General features: G+C 71.0%; 16 protein-coding genes. 10 read left to right on the top strand and 6 right to left on the bottom strand.

What is annotated here, in order from left to right; translation table 11 throughout:
• Positions 1 to 372: 372 nt before the first annotated feature.
• The 3 genes from FNV62_RS38080 to FNV62_RS38070 all read left to right on the top strand — a co-directional run bounded on the left by FNV62_RS38080 (position 373) and on the right by FNV62_RS38070 (position 2,938).
• On the top strand, positions 373 to 1,029 hold the full coding sequence (locus tag FNV62_RS38080) for a DUF6230 family protein (RefSeq protein ID WP_143657170.1): 657 nt from the start codon (positions 373 to 375) through the stop codon (positions 1,027 to 1,029).
• Positions 1,029 to 1,448 (top strand): DUF6114 domain-containing protein, encoded by a 420-nt coding sequence (locus tag FNV62_RS38075; protein ID WP_060896901.1) that lies wholly within the window; start codon positions 1,029 to 1,031, stop codon positions 1,446 to 1,448. Before FNV62_RS38080 ends, FNV62_RS38075 begins: the two co-directional genes overlap by 1 nt.
• A 227-nt stretch (positions 1,449 to 1,675) precedes the next feature.
• A complete protein-coding gene (locus FNV62_RS38070; protein WP_143656064.1) occupies positions 1,676 to 2,938 on the top strand; it encodes a cytochrome P450 family protein in 1,263 nt (420 codons plus the stop codon).
• A gap of 10 nt (positions 2,939 to 2,948) precedes the next feature.
• Here the strand turns inward: FNV62_RS38070 and FNV62_RS38065 are convergent, their stop codons facing one another.
• The 5 genes from FNV62_RS38065 to FNV62_RS38045 are packed head-to-tail and all read right to left on the bottom strand — an operon-like array spanning position 2,949 to position 7,149.
• A complete protein-coding gene (locus tag FNV62_RS38065) occupies positions 2,949 to 4,295 on the bottom strand; it encodes a cytochrome P450 (RefSeq protein ID WP_371651379.1) in 1,347 nt (448 codons plus the stop codon).
• A 50-nt stretch (positions 4,296 to 4,345) separates the two neighbouring features.
• On the bottom strand, positions 4,346 to 4,951 hold the full coding sequence (locus FNV62_RS38060) for a GTP-binding protein (RefSeq protein WP_060896899.1): 606 nt from the start codon (positions 4,949 to 4,951) through the stop codon (positions 4,346 to 4,348).
• The gene (locus FNV62_RS38055; RefSeq protein WP_054236780.1) at positions 4,929 to 5,288 is read right to left on the bottom strand and encodes a DUF742 domain-containing protein; all 360 of its coding nucleotides are present in this window, start codon (positions 5,286 to 5,288) and stop codon (positions 4,929 to 4,931) included. Before FNV62_RS38055 ends, FNV62_RS38060 begins: the two co-directional genes overlap by 23 nt.
• Positions 5,285 to 5,698 carry a roadblock/LC7 domain-containing protein gene (locus FNV62_RS38050; protein WP_054236779.1) on the bottom strand — a complete coding sequence of 138 codons (414 nt, stop codon included), beginning with the start codon at positions 5,696 to 5,698 and terminating at the stop codon, positions 5,285 to 5,287. The genes FNV62_RS38055 and FNV62_RS38050 overlap by 4 nt, the downstream gene beginning before the upstream one ends.
• Complete coding sequence (locus tag FNV62_RS38045; protein WP_225900503.1) at positions 5,695 to 7,149, bottom strand: ATP-binding protein; 1,455 nt, start codon at positions 7,147 to 7,149, stop codon at positions 5,695 to 5,697. Before FNV62_RS38045 ends, FNV62_RS38050 begins: the two co-directional genes overlap by 4 nt.
• 188 nt (positions 7,150 to 7,337) lie before the next feature.
• Here FNV62_RS38045 and FNV62_RS38040 point away from each other — a divergent pair, with 188 nt between their 5' ends.
• Positions 7,338 to 8,279 (top strand): AraC family transcriptional regulator, encoded by a 942-nt coding sequence (locus FNV62_RS38040; RefSeq protein ID WP_169081101.1) that lies wholly within the window; start codon positions 7,338 to 7,340, stop codon positions 8,277 to 8,279.
• A 244-nt stretch (positions 8,280 to 8,523) separates the two neighbouring features.
• Entirely contained in the window at positions 8,524 to 10,914 is a 2,391-nt protein-coding gene (locus FNV62_RS38035) for a SpoIIE family protein phosphatase (RefSeq protein WP_143603209.1), read from the top strand.
• A gap of 16 nt (positions 10,915 to 10,930) precedes the next feature.
• Here the strand turns inward: FNV62_RS38035 and FNV62_RS38030 are convergent, their stop codons facing one another.
• Positions 10,931 to 11,395: a cupin domain-containing protein gene (locus FNV62_RS38030; protein WP_097286628.1), complete on the bottom strand. Its 465-nt coding sequence runs from the start codon at positions 11,393 to 11,395 to the stop codon at positions 10,931 to 10,933.
• Between the two features lie 312 nt (positions 11,396 to 11,707).
• Here FNV62_RS38030 and FNV62_RS38025 point away from each other — a divergent pair, with 312 nt between their 5' ends.
• The 5 genes from FNV62_RS38025 to FNV62_RS38005 all read left to right on the top strand — a co-directional run bounded on the left by FNV62_RS38025 (position 11,708) and on the right by FNV62_RS38005 (position 16,647).
• Positions 11,708 to 12,721 (top strand): substrate-binding domain-containing protein, encoded by a 1,014-nt coding sequence (locus FNV62_RS38025; RefSeq protein WP_143603208.1) that lies wholly within the window; start codon positions 11,708 to 11,710, stop codon positions 12,719 to 12,721.
• A 115-nt stretch (positions 12,722 to 12,836) separates the two neighbouring features.
• The gene (locus FNV62_RS38020) at positions 12,837 to 15,257 is read left to right on the top strand and encodes a nitrate- and nitrite sensing domain-containing protein (protein WP_097286626.1); all 2,421 of its coding nucleotides are present in this window, start codon (positions 12,837 to 12,839) and stop codon (positions 15,255 to 15,257) included.
• 11 nt (positions 15,258 to 15,268) lie between these two features.
• Positions 15,269 to 15,700, top strand: a complete 432-nt coding sequence (locus FNV62_RS38015; protein WP_097286625.1) for a roadblock/LC7 domain-containing protein — start codon at positions 15,269 to 15,271, stop codon at positions 15,698 to 15,700.
• A gap of 1 nt (position 15,701) precedes the next feature.
• Positions 15,702 to 16,058, top strand: coding sequence for a DUF742 domain-containing protein (locus tag FNV62_RS38010; protein WP_097286624.1), 357 nt, complete (start codon positions 15,702 to 15,704; stop codon positions 16,056 to 16,058).
• A complete protein-coding gene (locus FNV62_RS38005; protein ID WP_097286623.1) occupies positions 16,045 to 16,647 on the top strand; it encodes a GTP-binding protein in 603 nt (200 codons plus the stop codon). Before FNV62_RS38010 ends, FNV62_RS38005 begins: the two co-directional genes overlap by 14 nt.
• Positions 16,648 to 16,698 lie beyond the last annotated feature (51 nt).

The following is a 16,698-nucleotide window of genomic DNA, read 5'->3' as shown; positions in this document are numbered from 1 at the left end:
ATCCGAGGGAAACCATGCAGAGTTCTAGACCTGATGAATGGTCAACGTCAAGGCGTAGTAAGGAAGTTGAAGGTCAGCGGCCTCAGGGAACGGGGCGGTGTCCGGCCCGGCCGTGAGCTCGTCGCGGGACCGAGTGCGAGGTCGGCGCGACCGGACCTCCACAGTTGGCACACAATCAACATCCCTTTGCCACAAGTCTCTTGACCCACGAATGTAACCCCCGGTAACTTCCACGTCGGCTACTGCTGCGTAACGAGAAAGCCCTTGCGACCGCCGGGAGTTGTGAGGAGGCGTGCGCGGCAGCCGCTGTCCGCGCCAGGACAACGTGCCCGTTGAAGCCCCACCTGCATGACTATGTCCAGGGAGCAGAACATGGCCTCGTCCTCGGACGCCACGGCGTCCACCGATTCGACCCCCGAGAACGAAAGCGGTTCCGGCAGACGTGGGCGGGTCCGCCTGCGCCGCGCCGCGGTGATGGCGGTGCCTGCCACCGCGGTCGCCGCGGGACTGATGATCCTCACCGCCCAGGGCGCTCTGGGGGTGCAGTTCGCCATCTCCGGCATGCCGTTCACGGTCACGGCCACCGAACTCAACGGCACCGGCTTCGAGCAGTTCGGCAACCTCGACAACATGGCCGACGGCAGCCCGAACGCAGGCGACACCGGCGGCCAGGTTCTCGTCATCACCTCCGCGATCAAGAACGCGACACTCACCAAGCTGTGCCAGAGCGTGGACCTGGGCGGTACGAACCTGGTCATCACCGCGGGCGGCGGCACGGACAAGGTGCAGGCGACCAACCTGACGACCGACTCGACCGAGCTGTCGGGCGACGCGGCCTTCAACAACATCGAGATCGGCAACGACGCGAGCACGCTCGACAAGGCCGGGGTGCAGGGCAACAAGGGCGTCTTCAGCCAGCAGGCCGACACCGTCCACATCGGGAACCTGCGGCAGACCAACTACTCGACCACGGCAGCGGTGTTCAAGCTCCCCGGTCTCAAGCTCCGCTTCAGCGACTCGGGCTGCTGATGCCGGCCGTCCGGGATCTGCGGTCCGGCTTCCGGCGGTGGCGTGCGGACCGCCCCTTCTGGGGCGGCCTGCTGCTCACCCTGGGCGGGGCGGAGATCCTCCTCACCGAGAAGGCGTCCCTGAAGGTCGTCATGCACATCGGGATGCAGGGCATGGCGGGCTATCTGCTGCCGACGGTCATGATCCTCTGCGGTCTGCTGATCCTCTTCAACCCGACGCAGCGCCTCTTCTACTCCCTGCTCGGCATCCTCCTCTCCCTCGGCACCTGGCTCACCTCCAACCTCGGCGGCTTCTTCATCGGCCTCCTCCTCGGAGCGACCGGCAGCTGCCTGGCCTTCGGCTGGCTTCCCCACCAGGAGCCGCGCAAGCGACGTCTGCTGCGCAGGCGCCGTCGGCAGCAGATGGCGACCGAGGCGTAGCGAAGGCGAAACGGAAGGGGTCCGCCCCGGCCGAGCTCAGGGCAGTGGGCGGCCGGGGCGGGAGCTGTGACGGTACGACTCCAGGAGGCGGACCGTCCTCCGACTTGCTTGTACGCGCAGGAAATTTGCCCTCGCACGCAGTGGATGCCGGACGGCCGCATCGGGGAACGTCACCCTCGCGTAGCGTGACGCGCCGTACTGACGTCCGAGTGCCAGGGAGGCTTCCGATGGGAACCCCGAGTCCCTTGACGGGCAACCCGAGCCCCTTGGTGGTGGACGCGACGGGCCGTGACATCCACGCGGAGGCGGCCCGCATCCGCGCGCGCGGACCGGCGACCCGTGTCGCCCTGCCCGGTGGCGTCGAGGCCTGGGCGGTCAGCAGCCCCGAGCTGCTCAAACGGCTGCTCCTGGACCCACGGGTGTCCAAGGACCCGCGCCGGCACTGGCCCGCCTGGATCAACGGGGAGATCTCCCCCGAGTGGCCGCTGTTCACCTGGGTCGCGGTGCAGAACATGTTCACCGCGTACGGCGGCGACCACCGGCGGCTGCGGACCCTCGTCTCCACGGCGTTCACGGCCCGCCGCACGGCCGCGCTGCAACCCCGGATCGAGGAGATCACCGCCGGCCTCCTCGACCGCATCGCCGAGGCCGGCGAGCACGGCGAAGTCGTCGATCTGCGCGAGGAGTTCTGCTATCCGATCCCCATCCAGGTGATCAGCGAGCTCTTCGGACTGCCCGAGGACAAGCGGACGGACCTCAGGGACCTGGTGGACAGCATCTTCCACACCTCCGCGCAGCCCGAGGAGGTGACGGGCAACTACGCCAGGCTGTACGCCGTACTGGGTGAACTGGTCGCCGACAAGCGGGAGTCCCCCGGCGACGACCTGACCTCCGGCCTCATCGCGTCCCGCGACGAGGGTGACGGCCGGCTGAGCGAGCAGGAGCTGCTCGACACGCTGGTCCTGATGGTCAGCGCCGGTCACGAGACCACGGTCAACCTCATCGACAACGCCGTGCACGCCCTGCTCACCCACCCCGAGCAGCTCGCACACCTTCGCGCCGGACGCGCCACCTGGGACGACCTGATCGAGGAGACCCTGCGGGTCGAGGCGCCCGTCGCGAGCCTGCCGCTGCGCTATGCCGTGGAGGACCTCGACCTCGCCGAACTGGGCGGTCCGGACGGCACGGTGATCGGCCGGGGCGAGGCGATCCTCGCCGCGTACGCCGCCGCCGGACGCGATCCCGAGCGCCACGGCAAGGACGCCGACCTCTTCGACGTCACCCGGGCGGACAAGGAGCACCTCGCCTTCGGACACGGTGTCCACCGCTGCCTCGGCGCCCCGCTGGGCCGCCTGGAGGCCCGCATCGCCCTCCCCGCCCTCTTCGACCGCTTCCCCGACCTCCGACTCGCCGTACCGGCATCGGATCTGGAGCCGGTGGACTCCTTCATCTCCAACGGCCACCGCACCCTGCCCGCCCGGATCAGCTAGCGGCCGGCGCTCACTCGCCACGCCACCAGGACAGGAGTCGGGTCCAGCCGCTTCGCGGGCGGTCGGGCTCCGGGGCGGGGGGCTCGGTCACGAGAGCCGGGAGGGGGCTCGCGTACGACGGGCGCTCGCCTTCGGGCCGTTGGACCGTCGCGGTGGGCGGGAAACGGACGGGCAGCGCCGCCAACGCGCGGTGGAACGGTCCGGGCCGCCAGGACAACTCGCCAACCGGTAAACCGAGTTCGACATCGGGGAGGCGGTCGAGGAGCTTCTCCACCGCGGCCGTCGCGATCAGCCGGGCCGGGCTCTGCGCCGGGCAGTTGTGGGGTCCCGCGCTCCACGCCAAGTGGGCCCGGTTGCCCGCCCGTTGATCGGCGGTCAGGGCGGGATCGGTGTTGGCCGCGGCGAGACTGACGACCAGTGGATCGCCCGCGCGCAGCACCGCTCCCTCGTACACGACGTCGTGCAGCGGATAGTGCACGGCGTAGTTGGCGATCGGCGGATCGGTCCACAGCACCTCGTCGAGGGCGTCCTCCACGGGGAGGCTGCCGCCGGACAGATCGCCCGCGAACCGTTCGTCGGACAGCAGCAGCCGCAGGCTGTTCGCGATCAGGTTCTGCTGGGGCTCGGTGCCGGCGCCCATCAGCACCACGAGGGTGTGGATCATCTCCTCGTCGGTGAGGTCCGCGGGGTGCGCCATCAGCCAGGACGTCATGTCCTGACCGGGGTTGCCCCGCTTCAGCGCGACCAGGTCGAGCAGGGTGCTGGTCAGCAGTTCGTCGGCCTTCTCCGCGTCCACCCCGTCGAAGATCCCGGACATGCCCTCGACCAGCCTGACCCCGTACTCGGCCGGGCAGCCGAAGAGGTGGTTGAAGACCAGCAGCGGCAGGACCTGCGCGTACTCGCCGAGCAGATCCGCGGTGCCGAGCGGCGCGAAGCGGTCGATGAGGGTGTCGGCGCTGCGCTCCACATAGCCGCGCAGGGTGTTCGGATCGACGAGCGCGAGGCTGTCGGTGATCGCGCCGCGCAGCCTCTCGTGCTGCTCGCCGTCGGTGAACAGCGCGTTGGGCCGGTACATCATCATCGGCACGACGGGGCTGTCCGGCGGGACGGTCCCGTCGGCGAGGTCGCGCCAGCGGCGGGGGTCCTTGGAGAAGGTCTCCGGACTGCGCAGGACGTGCAGGGCGGCGTCGTAGGAGGTGACGAGGGTGGCTCTGACGCCGGGTGCGAGCTCGACGGGTGCGGTCGGTCCCGCCGTACGCAGCCGCCGGTAGACGGCGGCGGGGTCGGCCGCGAAGTCGGGCCCGTACAGGGGCTCGTGCGCCGGGCAGCCGGGCGGTGGCCCGGACGGTGGAGACAGGGAGGGTGGTGACACGGACGGTGGCGGTACCGGCGGTGGTGGTTCGGAGGTCACACGGGCTCCAGTTCGCCGCTGCGGGTCATCAGGTACTCGACGAGGGCGATCAGCGCCTCGGTGGACGAGACCCGGTCGCGGGCGTCGCAACGCACGAGCGGGGTCGAGGGCAGCAGGTCGAGGGCCTCGCGCACCTCGTCCAGGTCGTGCGCCGCGGAGGCGTCGTCGAAGTCGTTCAGGGCGACGGCGTACGGCAGGCCCAGCTCCTCCAGTACGCCCATGACGTCGAAGGACTCGGACAGCCGCCGGGTGTCGGCCAGCACCAGCGCGCCCAGCGCTCCGCTGGTCATGTCCTTCCAGAGTTCGGTGAAACGGTGCTGTCCGGGAGTGCCGAAGAGGTAGAGCACCAGGGCGTCGCTGAGGGTGAGGCGGCCGAAGTCGAGGGCGACGGTGGTGGTCGTCTTCTCCCTCGAACCGGCGAGGTCGTCGACGCGTGCGCCCGCCTCGGTCATCACCTCCTCGGTGCGCAGCGGCCGGATCTCGGAGAGCGCGCCGACGAACGTGGTCTTGCCGACCGCGAAGTGGCCCACGATCAGGAGTTTGACCGCGGTGCGCACATCCGGGCCGAGGTGGACGTCGTCAGAGGCGGGCGCGGAGCCCATCCAGTACCTCCTGGAGGATGCGGGCGTCGGAGAGACGGGCGGCCGGTACCGGCGCCCGGGTGACGAGGTGACCGCTGTCCATGAGGTCGGCGATCAGTACTTTGGTGACGCTGACCGGGAGTTCCAGATGACCGGCCACCTCGGCGACCGACAGCGCTCCCGGCCGGCACAGCTCCATCAGCCGGCGCTTCTCCGGGTTCAGCCCCGTCAGCGGCAGGTCGTCGGCGGCGATCAGCAGGGTGACGAGGTCGAGGGTGTTGCGGGAGGGGTGGGCGCGGCCGTCCGTGACGACGTACGACCGCACCAGCCTCCCGCCCGGCCGGCGCCCGGGCGTCATGCCGGGCTGCCGGTGTCCTGCCGGGCCGGGCTGGTCAGCTCCTTGCCGAGTCGGTCGACCAACTTGTGCATGCGGTAGGTGACCGCCTCCATGTCCACGTCCTCACCGGTGGACACCGCGAGGTGGGCGCCCTGCCCGGCGGCGACGAGGAAGACGTACCCGTGCGCGAACTCGATCAGGGTCTGCCGCCACGGCGCGGTCGCGCTGCCGCAGAACTCGGCGGTGCTGCGGCTGATCGACTGCACCCCGGACAGGCCCGCGGCCAGCCGTTCGGCGTCGTCGCGGCCGATGTCGGCGGAGTGGGCCCGGAGCATGCCGTCGGCGGACAGCAGGATGGCGTGCCGCGCCTCCGGCACCTTCAGGACCTCGTCGAGCATCCACCCCAGCTCGTTGGTCATGGGCGCGATCATCCCTGTGTGTTCCCTTCGGATTCGTGGGGGGCTTCGATGTCGTGAGGGGTCCCGGCCGCGGTACGTGAGGAGGGCGCGGTGTCCTGCTCGGCCCGCGCGGAGCGGGTGCCGCGCGCGAACGCGCCCATGCGCCGGGCGTTCTCCTCCGCGGAGCGGCCCCCGCTCTCCTCGGCTGGTGCGGCCGGTGCGCCCGGGGCCGCCGCGGGCTGTTCGGCGGCGGGCGGGGACACGGGTGCGCGGCGGCGCCGCTTGGGCAGTCCGCCGGGGGTCGTCGCCTCCGCGGGCCCGCTCGTCCGGGCCGTACGCCGGGGCGTGCGCGCCGGTTCCCTCGGCGGCGGGGGTTCCTGGACCGGGTCGGCGTGGGTGAGCAGCGCGGCCGGTACGAAGACCACGGCGCGCACGCCGCCGTACGGGGAGCGGGTGTCCACGGAGACGCTGAACCCGTAGCGGGTGGCGAGGACGCCGATGACGGCGAAGCCGAACTGGGGCGGGTCGTCGAGGCGCGTGACGTCCACCGCGCGGCGGCCGGTCAGCAACGCGGCGGCGTGCTCGGACCCGCGGCTGTCCATGCCGACGCCCGCGTCGTCGATGACCACGACGGCGCCGTTGTGCACCGCCTGGACGATGACCTCGACCGTGGTGTTGGGCTGTGAGTGGCGCGCGGCGTTGTCCAGGAGTTCGGCGACGGCGAGGACGACCGGTTCGACGGCCCGGCTCTCGACGGCGACGTCGGCCTGTCCGTTGATGCGGATGCGCCGGTAGTCGCGGATGCGGGAGGTCGCGCCGCGGACCACCTCGATGAGCGGTGAGGTGGCCCGTTGGCGTCCGGGCCAGGAGCCGCACAGTACGGCGATGGCCTGCGCGCGACGGCCGAACTGGGCGTTGGTGTGGTCGATCTCGAGCAGGTCGCGCAGCACGTCGGGGTGGTCGTGGCGGTCCTGCATCTCCGAGATGGACACCTGCTGCTCGTTGGCGAGGGCCTGGATCGAGCGCATCGACGCCTTGAGGGCGGCCTTCGCGGACTGGTCGGCGCGGGCCTGTGCGTGCCGCACGGCGTCGGAGAAGCGCTCCAGGAGAGCGTCGAGGCACTTCGCGAAGTCGGTGTCGGCCAGCCGCGCGTCGAGCAGGCCCGCGACGGGGAGGGCCGGTGCGGGGAGGGACGCGCCGGCCGCGGGCAGGGGCCGGCCTGGCGCGGAGAGAGGGTGACCCGTCACGGAGTGGTGGTGCCCCGTCGCGGAGGCGGGCTGGTGCGGGGCGCTTTCGAGCGCGGGCAGGCGGACCGCGACCAGATGGCGCAGCTCCTCGTCCCGGGCCCGCAGCGCGTCCGCGAGCTCGGCGCTCCGGCCGCGCTGCCGTCTCGTGATCCCGCGCTGGCGCACCAGCAGCACGATGACGGCGAGCAGCCCGACGGCCAGGCACCAGAACGCCGCCTCCGGTATCCGTTCGGTCATGAAGTCCTCAATGGCATATGCAAGTTGACGGGTCGCACGACCCTAGCCGCCCGTCGGCACAAGCGCTTGCCGTCGCGCGCAAGGAAGTTGCCGTGGGGCGCACGGACTGTATGCACTAGGCTGACGTGGAGTAACTACCGCTCGCTGCACGGGAGTTGAGGGTGTCATTGCCCGCGGAAAGCTACATCGTGGAAACACGGACGACCGCGGAGGTGGATCCGCACGAGCGGGCCGACTTCTGGAGCGAGCACGTCGGGTCCCACCAGTCCAGAATGGGCTACCGGTACGCGCGCACCGACGACTTCCGCGGCGCGACGGTCCGCCAGCGCACCGAGCGCTATCAGCTCGTCAAGTTCTGGTCGGACGAGGTCGCGTACAGCAGGACCGCGCGCCAGGTCCGCCAGGACCCCGACGAGGACTACCGATTACTGCTGCCGCTCAGCGGGGAGATCGTGCTGCGGCAGGACGGCCAGGAGGCCCGGCTGACACCGGGCACCGGCACCCTCGTCAGCTTCGCGGCGCCCTTCGAGTGCCTCCAGGACGCCTCGACGCACGCGTTCGTCCTCACCATCCCCGCGCGTGAGATGGACGGCCCGCTGAACCGCAAGTCGCCGCTGGCCACCGGGCTCGATCTGAGCAGGGGGCTCGGCCGGGTGGTGAGCTCCATGATCGGCGACCTGCACGCGGAGCGGGACCACCTCACCGACGCGCACTTCAACGCCGTCTCCGACCGCGTCGTCGAGCTGCTGTGCATGCTCACCCTCGGCGACGACCGCCCCGACGGGGCGGGCCAACTCACCGACGTGGAGACGATGGTCCGCCGCTACGTCCGTGAACACGCCGCCGACCCGGGTCTCACCGGTACGTCCATGGCGCACGCGCTCGGCTGGTCGCTGCGCCAGATCCAGCTGGCCCTGCAGCGCGCCGGCACCACCCCGCGCGACCTCATCCGCGAGGAGCGGCTGCGGCTGGTTCGTGAGCGTCTCCAGTGCGGCGACTGCGAGCACCTGACCATCACCGATCTGGCCTTCGCCTCGGGGTTCTCCTCGGCGAGCGCGCTGAGTACGGCGTTTCGGCAGCGGTACGGGGTGAGTCCTCGGGAGATGCGGTCCGGGGGGCGGCGGCCGTGACGCCGTGGTTCGGTCGGCACCCGAGGCCCGCGCTCCTGAAAGCAGGAGGCCCTCCTCACCGGGGGCCCAGCACCGCCCCCCCGTCGGACGTCACCGTGGTCGCCGAGCTCGCCGACGGGCAGCCGCCGGGCAGGAGGCCGTGGCACCGGAGGACCCCCTGCGACTGCTGAGCGACCCTTCCCGGACCGGATTCCGGCCCACTCCCGGGTTGATGTGACTGCCGGATCACATCATCCTTGTACATATGGTGAAAATCCCGGGCGATGCTGGGCGGGCAACCACGGCCGGTGACGCCATGGTGGTGGTTGACGCGCACGGAGTCGTGACCGGCTGGAGCGAGGGCGCGCAGCTGCTGACCGGGTACGCCGCGGCGGACGTCACCGGCCGACCGGTGTCGGACCTGCTGGAAGGGGACCCGGGCGAGGCCTGGCGGGCGCTGCGGGCGAACGGCGGCCATGGTGTGGTGCCCGTACGGCGTGAGGACGGGCGCCGCACGGAGCTGGCCCTGCGGGCGTACCCGCTCCAGGGCCTGGAAGGGGCCCCGGCCGGATACGTGATCACCGCGGCGCCGGACGGGCGGGGCCGCGACCTGGGAGAGCTGGCGTTCAAGCAGGCGTCGGTGTCCATGTCGGTCTTCGACACCGAACAGCGCTATCTGCGGATGAACGACACCGCCTGCCGGATCATGGGCGTCCAGGAGGCCGAGGTCCTGTACCGCTACTTTCCGGACACCGTCGAGAACGCGGAGCACAGCCGCGGCTTCTTCAACCATCTGCGCCAGGTGGTCGAGACCGGCCGCCCCGTCCACTACGAGAGCTGGACCCGGGCCCCCTCCGGACTGCGTATGCACGCCTGGAACATCGAGATGTGGCCGCTGCGGGCCCCCTCCGGACAGTTGCTCGGCGTCTCGCTGGCCGGTTACGACAGCACCGAGCAGTACCGGGCCCGACAGCGGCTCGCCCTGCTGAGCAAGTCCGCCGCCGCCATCGGTACGACGCTGGACGTGATCCACACCGCCCGTGAGCTGGCCCAGCTGGCGGTGCCCCAGCTGGCCGACTTCGTGAGCGTGGACCTGCTGGACTCGGTGGTCGAGGGCGAGGAGCCCACCGGCGGCCCGGTGGAAGCCGATGTGGAGCTGCGCCGGGTCGCGCACCACTCCCGTACCGCCGGGGTGCAGGAAGCGGCGATCGACCTGGGCGCGGCGGACGTCTACCCGTCCTCCTCCCCACCGGTCCGCGCCCTGGTCACCGGGCACGCGGTGCTCACCAGGACCGGCGACCCGGACGTCGACGGCTGGCTCAGCCGGCACGGCGCCCAGGCCGCCAGGCCGCACCAGGCGGACCGCCGGGACTTCTCACTGATGGCGGTACCGCTGGTGGCACGCGGTACGACGCTGGGGGTGGCGGTCTTCGTGAGGCTGCTCACCGCCGAGAGTCCGGACCCCTTCGACCAGGACGACGTGTCGCTGGCCCAGGAGCTGGCCAGCCGCACGGCCGTCTGCGTGGACAACGCCCGCCGGTACGCCAAGGAGCGCACGACCGCCGTGGCCCTCCAGCGCAGTCTGCTGCCCCAGGCGATGGCGGGACAGGCGGCGGTGGAGTTCGCCTCCCGCTACCTTCCGGCGCTGTCGCGGGCGGGCGTCGGCGGTGACTGGTTCGATGTGATCCCGCTGTCCGGGACCCGGGTGGCGCTCGTCGTCGGCGATGTCGTCGGGCACGGCATCCACGCCTCCGTCACGATGGGCCGGCTCCGCACGGCGGTATGGACGCTGGCCGACGTCGACCTGCCGCCGGACGAGCTGCTCACCCACCTCGACGACCTGGTCGGACATCTGGCGGCCGACGAGAGCCCGACGGGCGCGGAGATCGGCGCCACCTGTCTGTACGCGGTGTACGACCCGGTCTCCGGGCACTGCGCCGTCGCCACGGCCGGGCACCCGCCGCCCGCCGTGCTGTTCCCGGACGGCACCGTGAAGGTCGTCGAGGTGAGCGCGGGACCGATGCTCGGCGTGGGCGGGCTCCCCTTCGAGGCCACCGAGCTGCACCTGCCGGAAGGCACCGTGCTCGCCCTCTACACCGACGGTCTCTTCGAGGCCCGCCACCTCGACGCGGACGCGGGCACGGCTGTGCTGTGCAGCGCGCTGACGGTCCCCGCCGGAAATCTGGACGAGGCCTGCGACAACGTGCTCCAGGTGCTGCTGCCCAAGCACCCCAAGGACGACGTGGCCCTGCTGCTGGCCCGCACCCGCACCCTGGACAGCGACGAGGTGGCGGTGTGGGACCTGCCCGCGGATCCGGCGGAGGTCGCCACCGCCCGGCAGTACGCGACCGAGCAGCTGACCCGCTGGGGGCTCGACGAGGTCGCGTTCGTCACCGAACTCGTCGTCAGCGAACTGGTCACCAACGCCATCCGCTACGGCGGCGCGCCGATCCAGCTCCGGCTCATCCGCGACCGCACCCTCATCTGCGAGGTCTCCGACGCCAGCAGCACCTCGCCCCATCTGCGCCGGGCCCGCACCTTCGACGAGGGCGGCCGCGGACTGCTCCTGGTCGCCCAGCTCACCGAGCGCTGGGGCACCCGCACCACCGGCACCGGAAAGACGATCTGGGCCGAACAGGCGCTGCCGTTCGAGTGACCGCGGCCTCGCGGGGCTACTGGAAGTCGCAGCCGGGGTTGGGCGCGTCCTCCGAGAACGGTGAGCCGTGGGGCAGGACGTACAGCACGTCCAGGACGACGGGGACCGAGCCCTCGTTGCGGCCGATGTGCACATGGGCGGGACCCGGGGGCTCGGTGATCGTACGGCCGGCCGGGTAGGTGCCGTCCTGCGCGCAGGTGGCGTCGAAGTGGCTGAGGGTGCCCTTCTTCACGAGGCCGTACAGGGGACCGTCGTGGTAGTGCCAGCCGGTGCTCTGGCCGGGCGGGATGGTGATCTCCCGGAGCGTGTAGTCCGTGTTCCCCACGGTGGTCCGATAGAGCACCGTCGCGGTGACACCGGGGCCGGCGGGAGTCGCGTACGCGGTCCCGGCGACCAACGACATGGCCGACAGGCCGACGACCGCGGCACCCGTCACTCCCGTACGCAGCACGGCACGGACAGCGGAAACCTCACGCGTCATCTCGTCCTCCCCCGTATGAACGCAACAGCCCATCAACGGCAGGCCCGCGCACCATCATTGAACATCCGCGCCCCGTGCGGAAGGTGCGATACCACCCAACTCGCATATCCCGCGTCCAACTAGTGACGATGCGGCGACGACACCCTCGCGCCGACCATCTCCGGCATATGCCCGCTCACTTGACGGCCGAGTGTGACACACGATTGGCTCCGGCCCAACGAAAGTACGACAGTCGGTACACAACATCCCGACATCGCACCGATCTCACTCTCCCCGACCCACCGCTGGGCCGCACAGCGAGGTGCCGCACCCATGAACATGTCCCCCACACCTCACCACTTCACCAGATCCCCGCACCGCGCCGCCCTCGTCGCCGCCGTCGCCGCGGCCTGTCTGCTCGCCGCCGGCTGCTCCGGCGGCTCGAACGACACGAGCGACGCCTCTGCGGGCAAGGCGGGCACCGGCCGGATCAAGATCGCCCTGATCACCCACGGCGCCCGCGGAGACGCGTTCTGGGAGCTGGTGCGCAAGGGCGCACAGGCGGCGGCCACCAGGGACGGCATCGACCTGACGTACGCGAGCGACTCCGAGGCCGCCGCCCAGGCCAGCCTGGTGCGGGACGCGATCCGCGACCGGGTGGACGGCATCGCGCTGACACTGGCCAAGCCGGAGGCGATGCAGGGCGCGGTCAGCGCGGCCAAGGCGGCGGGGATACCCGTGGTCGGTCTCAACTCCGGGATCGACGCCTGGAAGTCCGAGGGCCTGCTGGAGTACTTCGGCCAGGACGAGAGCGTCGCGGGCCGGGCCACCGGCGACAAACTGGACGAGCTGAAGGCCAAGCACGCCCTGTGTGTCATCCACGAACAGGGCAACATCGCCCTCGAGGCCCGCTGCGCCGGGGTGAAGAAGACGTTCGGCGGCGAGACCGACATGCTCTATGTGAACGGCACCGACATGGACGCGGTGGGCGCCGCCGTCACGGCCAGACTGCGCCAGGATCCGAGCGTCGACGAAGTCGTCATGCTGGGAGCGCAGTTCGCGCTCGCCGCGGTGAAGTCGGTGAAGACGGCCGGCAGCAAGGCCCAGGTCGCCACCTTCGACCTCAACAGTTCTCTGGTGAAGTCCGTGCAGAGCGGGGACGTGCAGTTCGCGGTGGATCAACAGCCCTATCTCCAGGGCTATCTGGCCGTGGACTCGCTCTGGCTCTACCACTCCAACGGCAACTTCAGCGGCGGCGGAACCGCTCCCGTGCTCACCGGTCCCGCGTTCGTCACCAAGGAGAACGTCTCCTCGGTCGCGAAGTTCGCGGCGAACGGAACCCGCTGACCGGCCGCTGCCCGCACAGGCGGCACCAAGGTTTTCCGTCCCTCACGGTGCGTACGGTCACTTGTACGGATAGCATCCTGCGCACCCTCTCATCGCTGATCGCTCTAGGACGACGATGTCTCCACGGACCGGTGCCCGGCGCCGTCTCGGCTCCATACGTCTCTCCCTGATCCTGCTGGCGCTGGTCCCCAGCGTCACCCTCGCCGCCATGTGGGGTGTGACGACGACGCAGATCTTCTCGGAGGGGCTGCGACTGCGCGAACAGACGGGGCTGAGCCGGTCGACGGGTGCCATGGGCACCGAGGCGACGCTCGCGCTCCAACAGGAGCGCAGCCTGTCGGCCGCCTGGATGGCCTCGCCGCACGGTTCCCGGGCCGCCCTGGACCGGCAGCGCGGGCGCACGGACGTCGCGGTCGCGAAACTGGTCCGCCGGTCCCAGGACTTCAAGAACGCGCCCGCCCGGATCGGCGACCGGATGTACTCGGTCATCGCCTCGGTGGGAAGCCTGGAGTACTACCGGGGACAGGTGGACCACCCCACCGACATCACCGCCCAGCAGGCCCTGGACCAGTACACCTCGATCATCGGCGACCAGATCCACGCCTTCCAGGAACTCTCCCAGGTCGACGACGGCGACCTCACCTCGCAGGCGGGGCCGCTGATCACGGTGGGGAACGCGGCGGAGCTGGTCGCCCAGGAGGACGCCCAGCTCGCGCTGGCCTGGCCCTCGGGAAAGCTCGACGAGCAGTCGTGGCGGCAGTTCGCCCAGCGGGTCGACGTGCGCCGCTGGGTCTTCCAGAGCCAGGTCCTCAACTCGCTGCACGGCACCGTGAAGGACCAGGTCGAACGGGTCCTCCAGAGCCAGGACTGGAAGACCCTGGAGACCGTCGAGGACCAGATCGTCGCGGCCCGGACGGCGCACGGCCGGGTGGCCAGGACGGTCGACCTGCCCGACGCCCACGCCCGCTGGAACACCGCGCTCGGCAGGATCTCCGACCAGTACACGAACCTGATCCAGCAGCAGACCACGCAACTGCTCGACCGCAGCGCCGACAAGGCGCACAGCCTGCTGATCAAGGCGGCGGCGCTGAGCGCCGGCGGACTCGTCGCCCTGCTGGTGTGCGTCGTGATGTCCTGGCGCATCACCCGCTCCCTCTCCCGACGGCTGCGCGGTCTCCGGATGGCCACGCTCAGCCTCGCCGAGGAACGGCTGCCCGACGTGGTCGCCCGGCTGAACCGGGGCGAGAAGGTCGACGTGGAGTCCGCCACCCCGCCCCTGGACTACGGCGAGGACGAACTCGGTCAGGTGGCCAAGGCGTTCAACACCGCCCAGCGCACGGCGGTGTACACCGCGGTGGAACTCGCCGACACCCGACGCGGCTTCCAGAAGGTGATCCTCGGCATCGCCCGGCAGAGCCAGAACCTGGTCAACCTTCAGCTCAGCAAGCTCGACGCGCTGGAACGCGAGCACCAGGACCCGGGGATCCTCAAGGGCCTGTACGAACTCGACTCCACCGCCAGCCAGCTCCGCCGCTACGAGGAGAACCTCGTCATCATCAGCGGCGAGCAGCCGCGGCGCAGCTGGACCGAACCGGTCGCGCTGATCGACATCCTGCGCAGCGCCGTCGGCGAGGTCGCCCAGTACCAGCGGGTGGACGTGCACACCGACGACGAGGTGTACCTGAGCCCGCCCGCGGTGGCCGACGTCATCCATCTGCTGGCCGAGCTCATCGACAACGCGACCACCTACTCCCCCGCGCCCAGCCCGGTGGGGGTGCGGGCCGCGATGGTGGCCAAGGGACTGGCCGTCGAGATCGAGGACCGGGGCCTGGGCCTCGCCGAGGAGGACTACGCCGCGTTCAACGCCCAGTTGGCGGTGGCCCCGCAGTTCGACGTGGTGGCACTCGCCGACGACCTGCGGCTCGGCATGTTCGTGATCGCGCGGCTCGCCACCCGGCACGGCATCGCCGTCACCCTGCGCTCCTCGCCGTACGGCGGGACCACCGCGATCGTGCTGATCCCGCACGACGTCGTGGTCCGCGACATCCCCGACTCCCCCGCCACGGACGGGGAGGTCGCGGTACCGGCGGGGGTCGTGGCGGCGAAGGGCTCCGCCGACGACGCGGTCCCGGAGCGTCGGCCCCATGAACGCGCGGAGGAGGCACCCCCCTCCGCCCGGGCCCGCACGACCGGCTCCGCCGCGCCGCGCTCCGGACCCGCTCAGGACGCCGACCGCCGCGGCGGACTCGCTCCGCTGCCGCGCCGGGTGCCGCAGACCAGCCTGGCCACGGAGCTGCGGGAGGAGACGGCGCCCTCCGAGGCCGACGACAAGGACGCCACCGACCTCGCCGACTTCACCGCGGAACGTGCCGCCTCCTCACTCGCGGGCTTCCAGCGCGGGACGCTCCGGGCCCGCGACGACGAGGAGATGTCGTACGACCACGGGGGCGAGGAACCGTCGTACGACCACGGGGAGGACCAGGCCCCGACCCAGCCCGCAGACCGCTCGTGGACTCCGCCCGCCGACCGCTCGTGAAGGACAGAGAAATGACACGCCCCAGCACCGCCACACACAGCCAGCTCGACCAGCTGCTCACCGGACTGGTGGAACGGGTCGCCGATGTGAACCACGCCGTCGTGCTCTCCGAGGACGGACTGGTCGTCAGCAAGTCCACGGCGTTCGTCCGCGACGACGCCGAACGGCTGGCGGCGACCGCGTCCGGCCTGATGAGCCTCAGCAAGGGCGTCAGCATGGACTTCCGCGGCGGTCCGGTGCGCCAGGCGCTGATCGAGATGCGCGACAGCTATCTGATCCTCACCGCCGCGGGCCCCGGCGCCCATCTCGCCGTGCTCACCAACAAGGGCGCGGACGTCGGCGTGGTGGCGTACCAGATGAACATGCTGGTGAAGAAGATCGGCGAGCACCTCAGGGCAGCACCTCGTGCGGGCGTCGCCGCCGCGGCCGACAACGGCGAGTGAGGTGAGCGAAGGCGACGCGGCCGGCCGGCTGGTACGGCCGTTCACGCTGACCGGAGGCCGCACCCGGCCCAGCCGCGCCGACTTCACCCTCATCACGTCGGTGACCGCGGTGGATCCGCCGCCCGAGGGCGCCACCCGGCCGCAGCCCGAGCACGCCCGGATCCTGCGGCTGTGCGCGAAGCCGATCGTGGTGGCGGAACTCGCCGCCGAACTCGACCTGCCGGTGAGCGTGGTCGTGATCCTGCTCTGCGATCTGCTGGAGGCGGGCCGGATCACCGTCCGGGCTCCGCGTCTCGTCTCCCGTACCCCGGACCTTGACCTGCTGCAGAAAGTGAGGGACGGCCTTGGCCGGCTCTGACCCCGCCGCGCGCGGGACTTCGGCACCCGACGCACCCCCCGCTCCCGACGCGGTCAAGATCCTGATCGCCGGAGGGTTCGGCGTCGGCAAGACGACCATGGTCGGCGCGGTCAGCGAGATCGTCCCGCTGCGCACCGAGGAACCCCTCACCTCCGCCGGTCTGAACGTCGACGACCTCGACGGCATCGAGGAGAAACGGGCCACCACCGTGGCCCTGGACTTCGGGCGGATCACCCTCAGCCCCGAACTGGTCCTGTACCTCTTCGGCACCCCGGGCCAGCAGCGGTTCTGGTTCATGTGGAACGACCTCGCGATCGGCGCCCTGGGCGCCGTGGTCCTCATCGACGTCCGCAGGCCGGAGTCCAGCTTCGCCGCCATCGACTTCTTCGAGCGGCGCGGCATCCCCTTCGTCGTCGGCGTCAACGGCTTCCACGGGCAGCACCCGTACACCCCCGAGGAGGTCCGCGATGCCCTGGCCCTGCCGAAGCGGACCCCCGTGCTGCTCTGCGACGCCCGTGAGCGGGGGTCGTGCCGGGACGTACTGGTCACTCTGATCGACGAGTTGATCGCTTCGTCCAGCCACAACTGACGTACGGGGAGGAGCTGTTCACCGGTCTTCCTGTGAACCGCCAGGTCCCGG

Origin of the sequence: Streptomyces sp. RLB3-17 (assembly GCF_007113425.2) — a bacterium.
Classification (GTDB): domain Bacteria; phylum Actinomycetota; class Actinomycetes; order Streptomycetales; family Streptomycetaceae; genus Streptomyces; species Streptomyces mirabilis_D.
Note: the sequence above shows the minus strand (reverse complement) of the source record. Positions and strands in the feature narration are given on the sequence as shown.

Excerpts from the sequence above, each read along its gene's own strand:
- FNV62_RS38080 (WP_143657170.1), top strand. The coding sequence starts at position 373 with ATGGCCTCGTCCTCGGACGCCACGGCGTCCACCGATTCGACCCCCGAG.
- FNV62_RS38075 (WP_060896901.1), top strand. The coding sequence starts at position 1,029 with ATGCCGGCCGTCCGGGATCTGCGGTCCGGCTTCCGGCGGTGGCGTGCG.
- FNV62_RS38070 (WP_143656064.1), top strand. The coding sequence starts at position 1,676 with ATGGGAACCCCGAGTCCCTTGACGGGCAACCCGAGCCCCTTGGTGGTG.
- FNV62_RS38060 (WP_060896899.1), bottom strand. The coding sequence starts at position 4,951 with ATGGGCTCCGCGCCCGCCTCTGACGACGTCCACCTCGGCCCGGATGTG.
- FNV62_RS38055 (WP_054236780.1), bottom strand. The coding sequence starts at position 5,288 with ATGACGCCCGGGCGCCGGCCGGGCGGGAGGCTGGTGCGGTCGTACGTC.
- FNV62_RS38050 (WP_054236779.1), bottom strand. The coding sequence starts at position 5,698 with ATGATCGCGCCCATGACCAACGAGCTGGGGTGGATGCTCGACGAGGTC.
- FNV62_RS38045 (WP_225900503.1), bottom strand. The coding sequence starts at position 7,149 with ATGACCGAACGGATACCGGAGGCGGCGTTCTGGTGCCTGGCCGTCGGG.
- FNV62_RS38035 (WP_143603209.1), top strand. The coding sequence starts at position 8,524 with ATGGTGAAAATCCCGGGCGATGCTGGGCGGGCAACCACGGCCGGTGAC.
- FNV62_RS38030 (WP_097286628.1), bottom strand. The coding sequence starts at position 11,395 with ATGACGCGTGAGGTTTCCGCTGTCCGTGCCGTGCTGCGTACGGGAGTG.
- FNV62_RS38025 (WP_143603208.1), top strand. The coding sequence starts at position 11,708 with ATGAACATGTCCCCCACACCTCACCACTTCACCAGATCCCCGCACCGC.
- FNV62_RS38020 (WP_097286626.1), top strand. The coding sequence starts at position 12,837 with ATGTCTCCACGGACCGGTGCCCGGCGCCGTCTCGGCTCCATACGTCTC.
- FNV62_RS38015 (WP_097286625.1), top strand. The coding sequence starts at position 15,269 with ATGACACGCCCCAGCACCGCCACACACAGCCAGCTCGACCAGCTGCTC.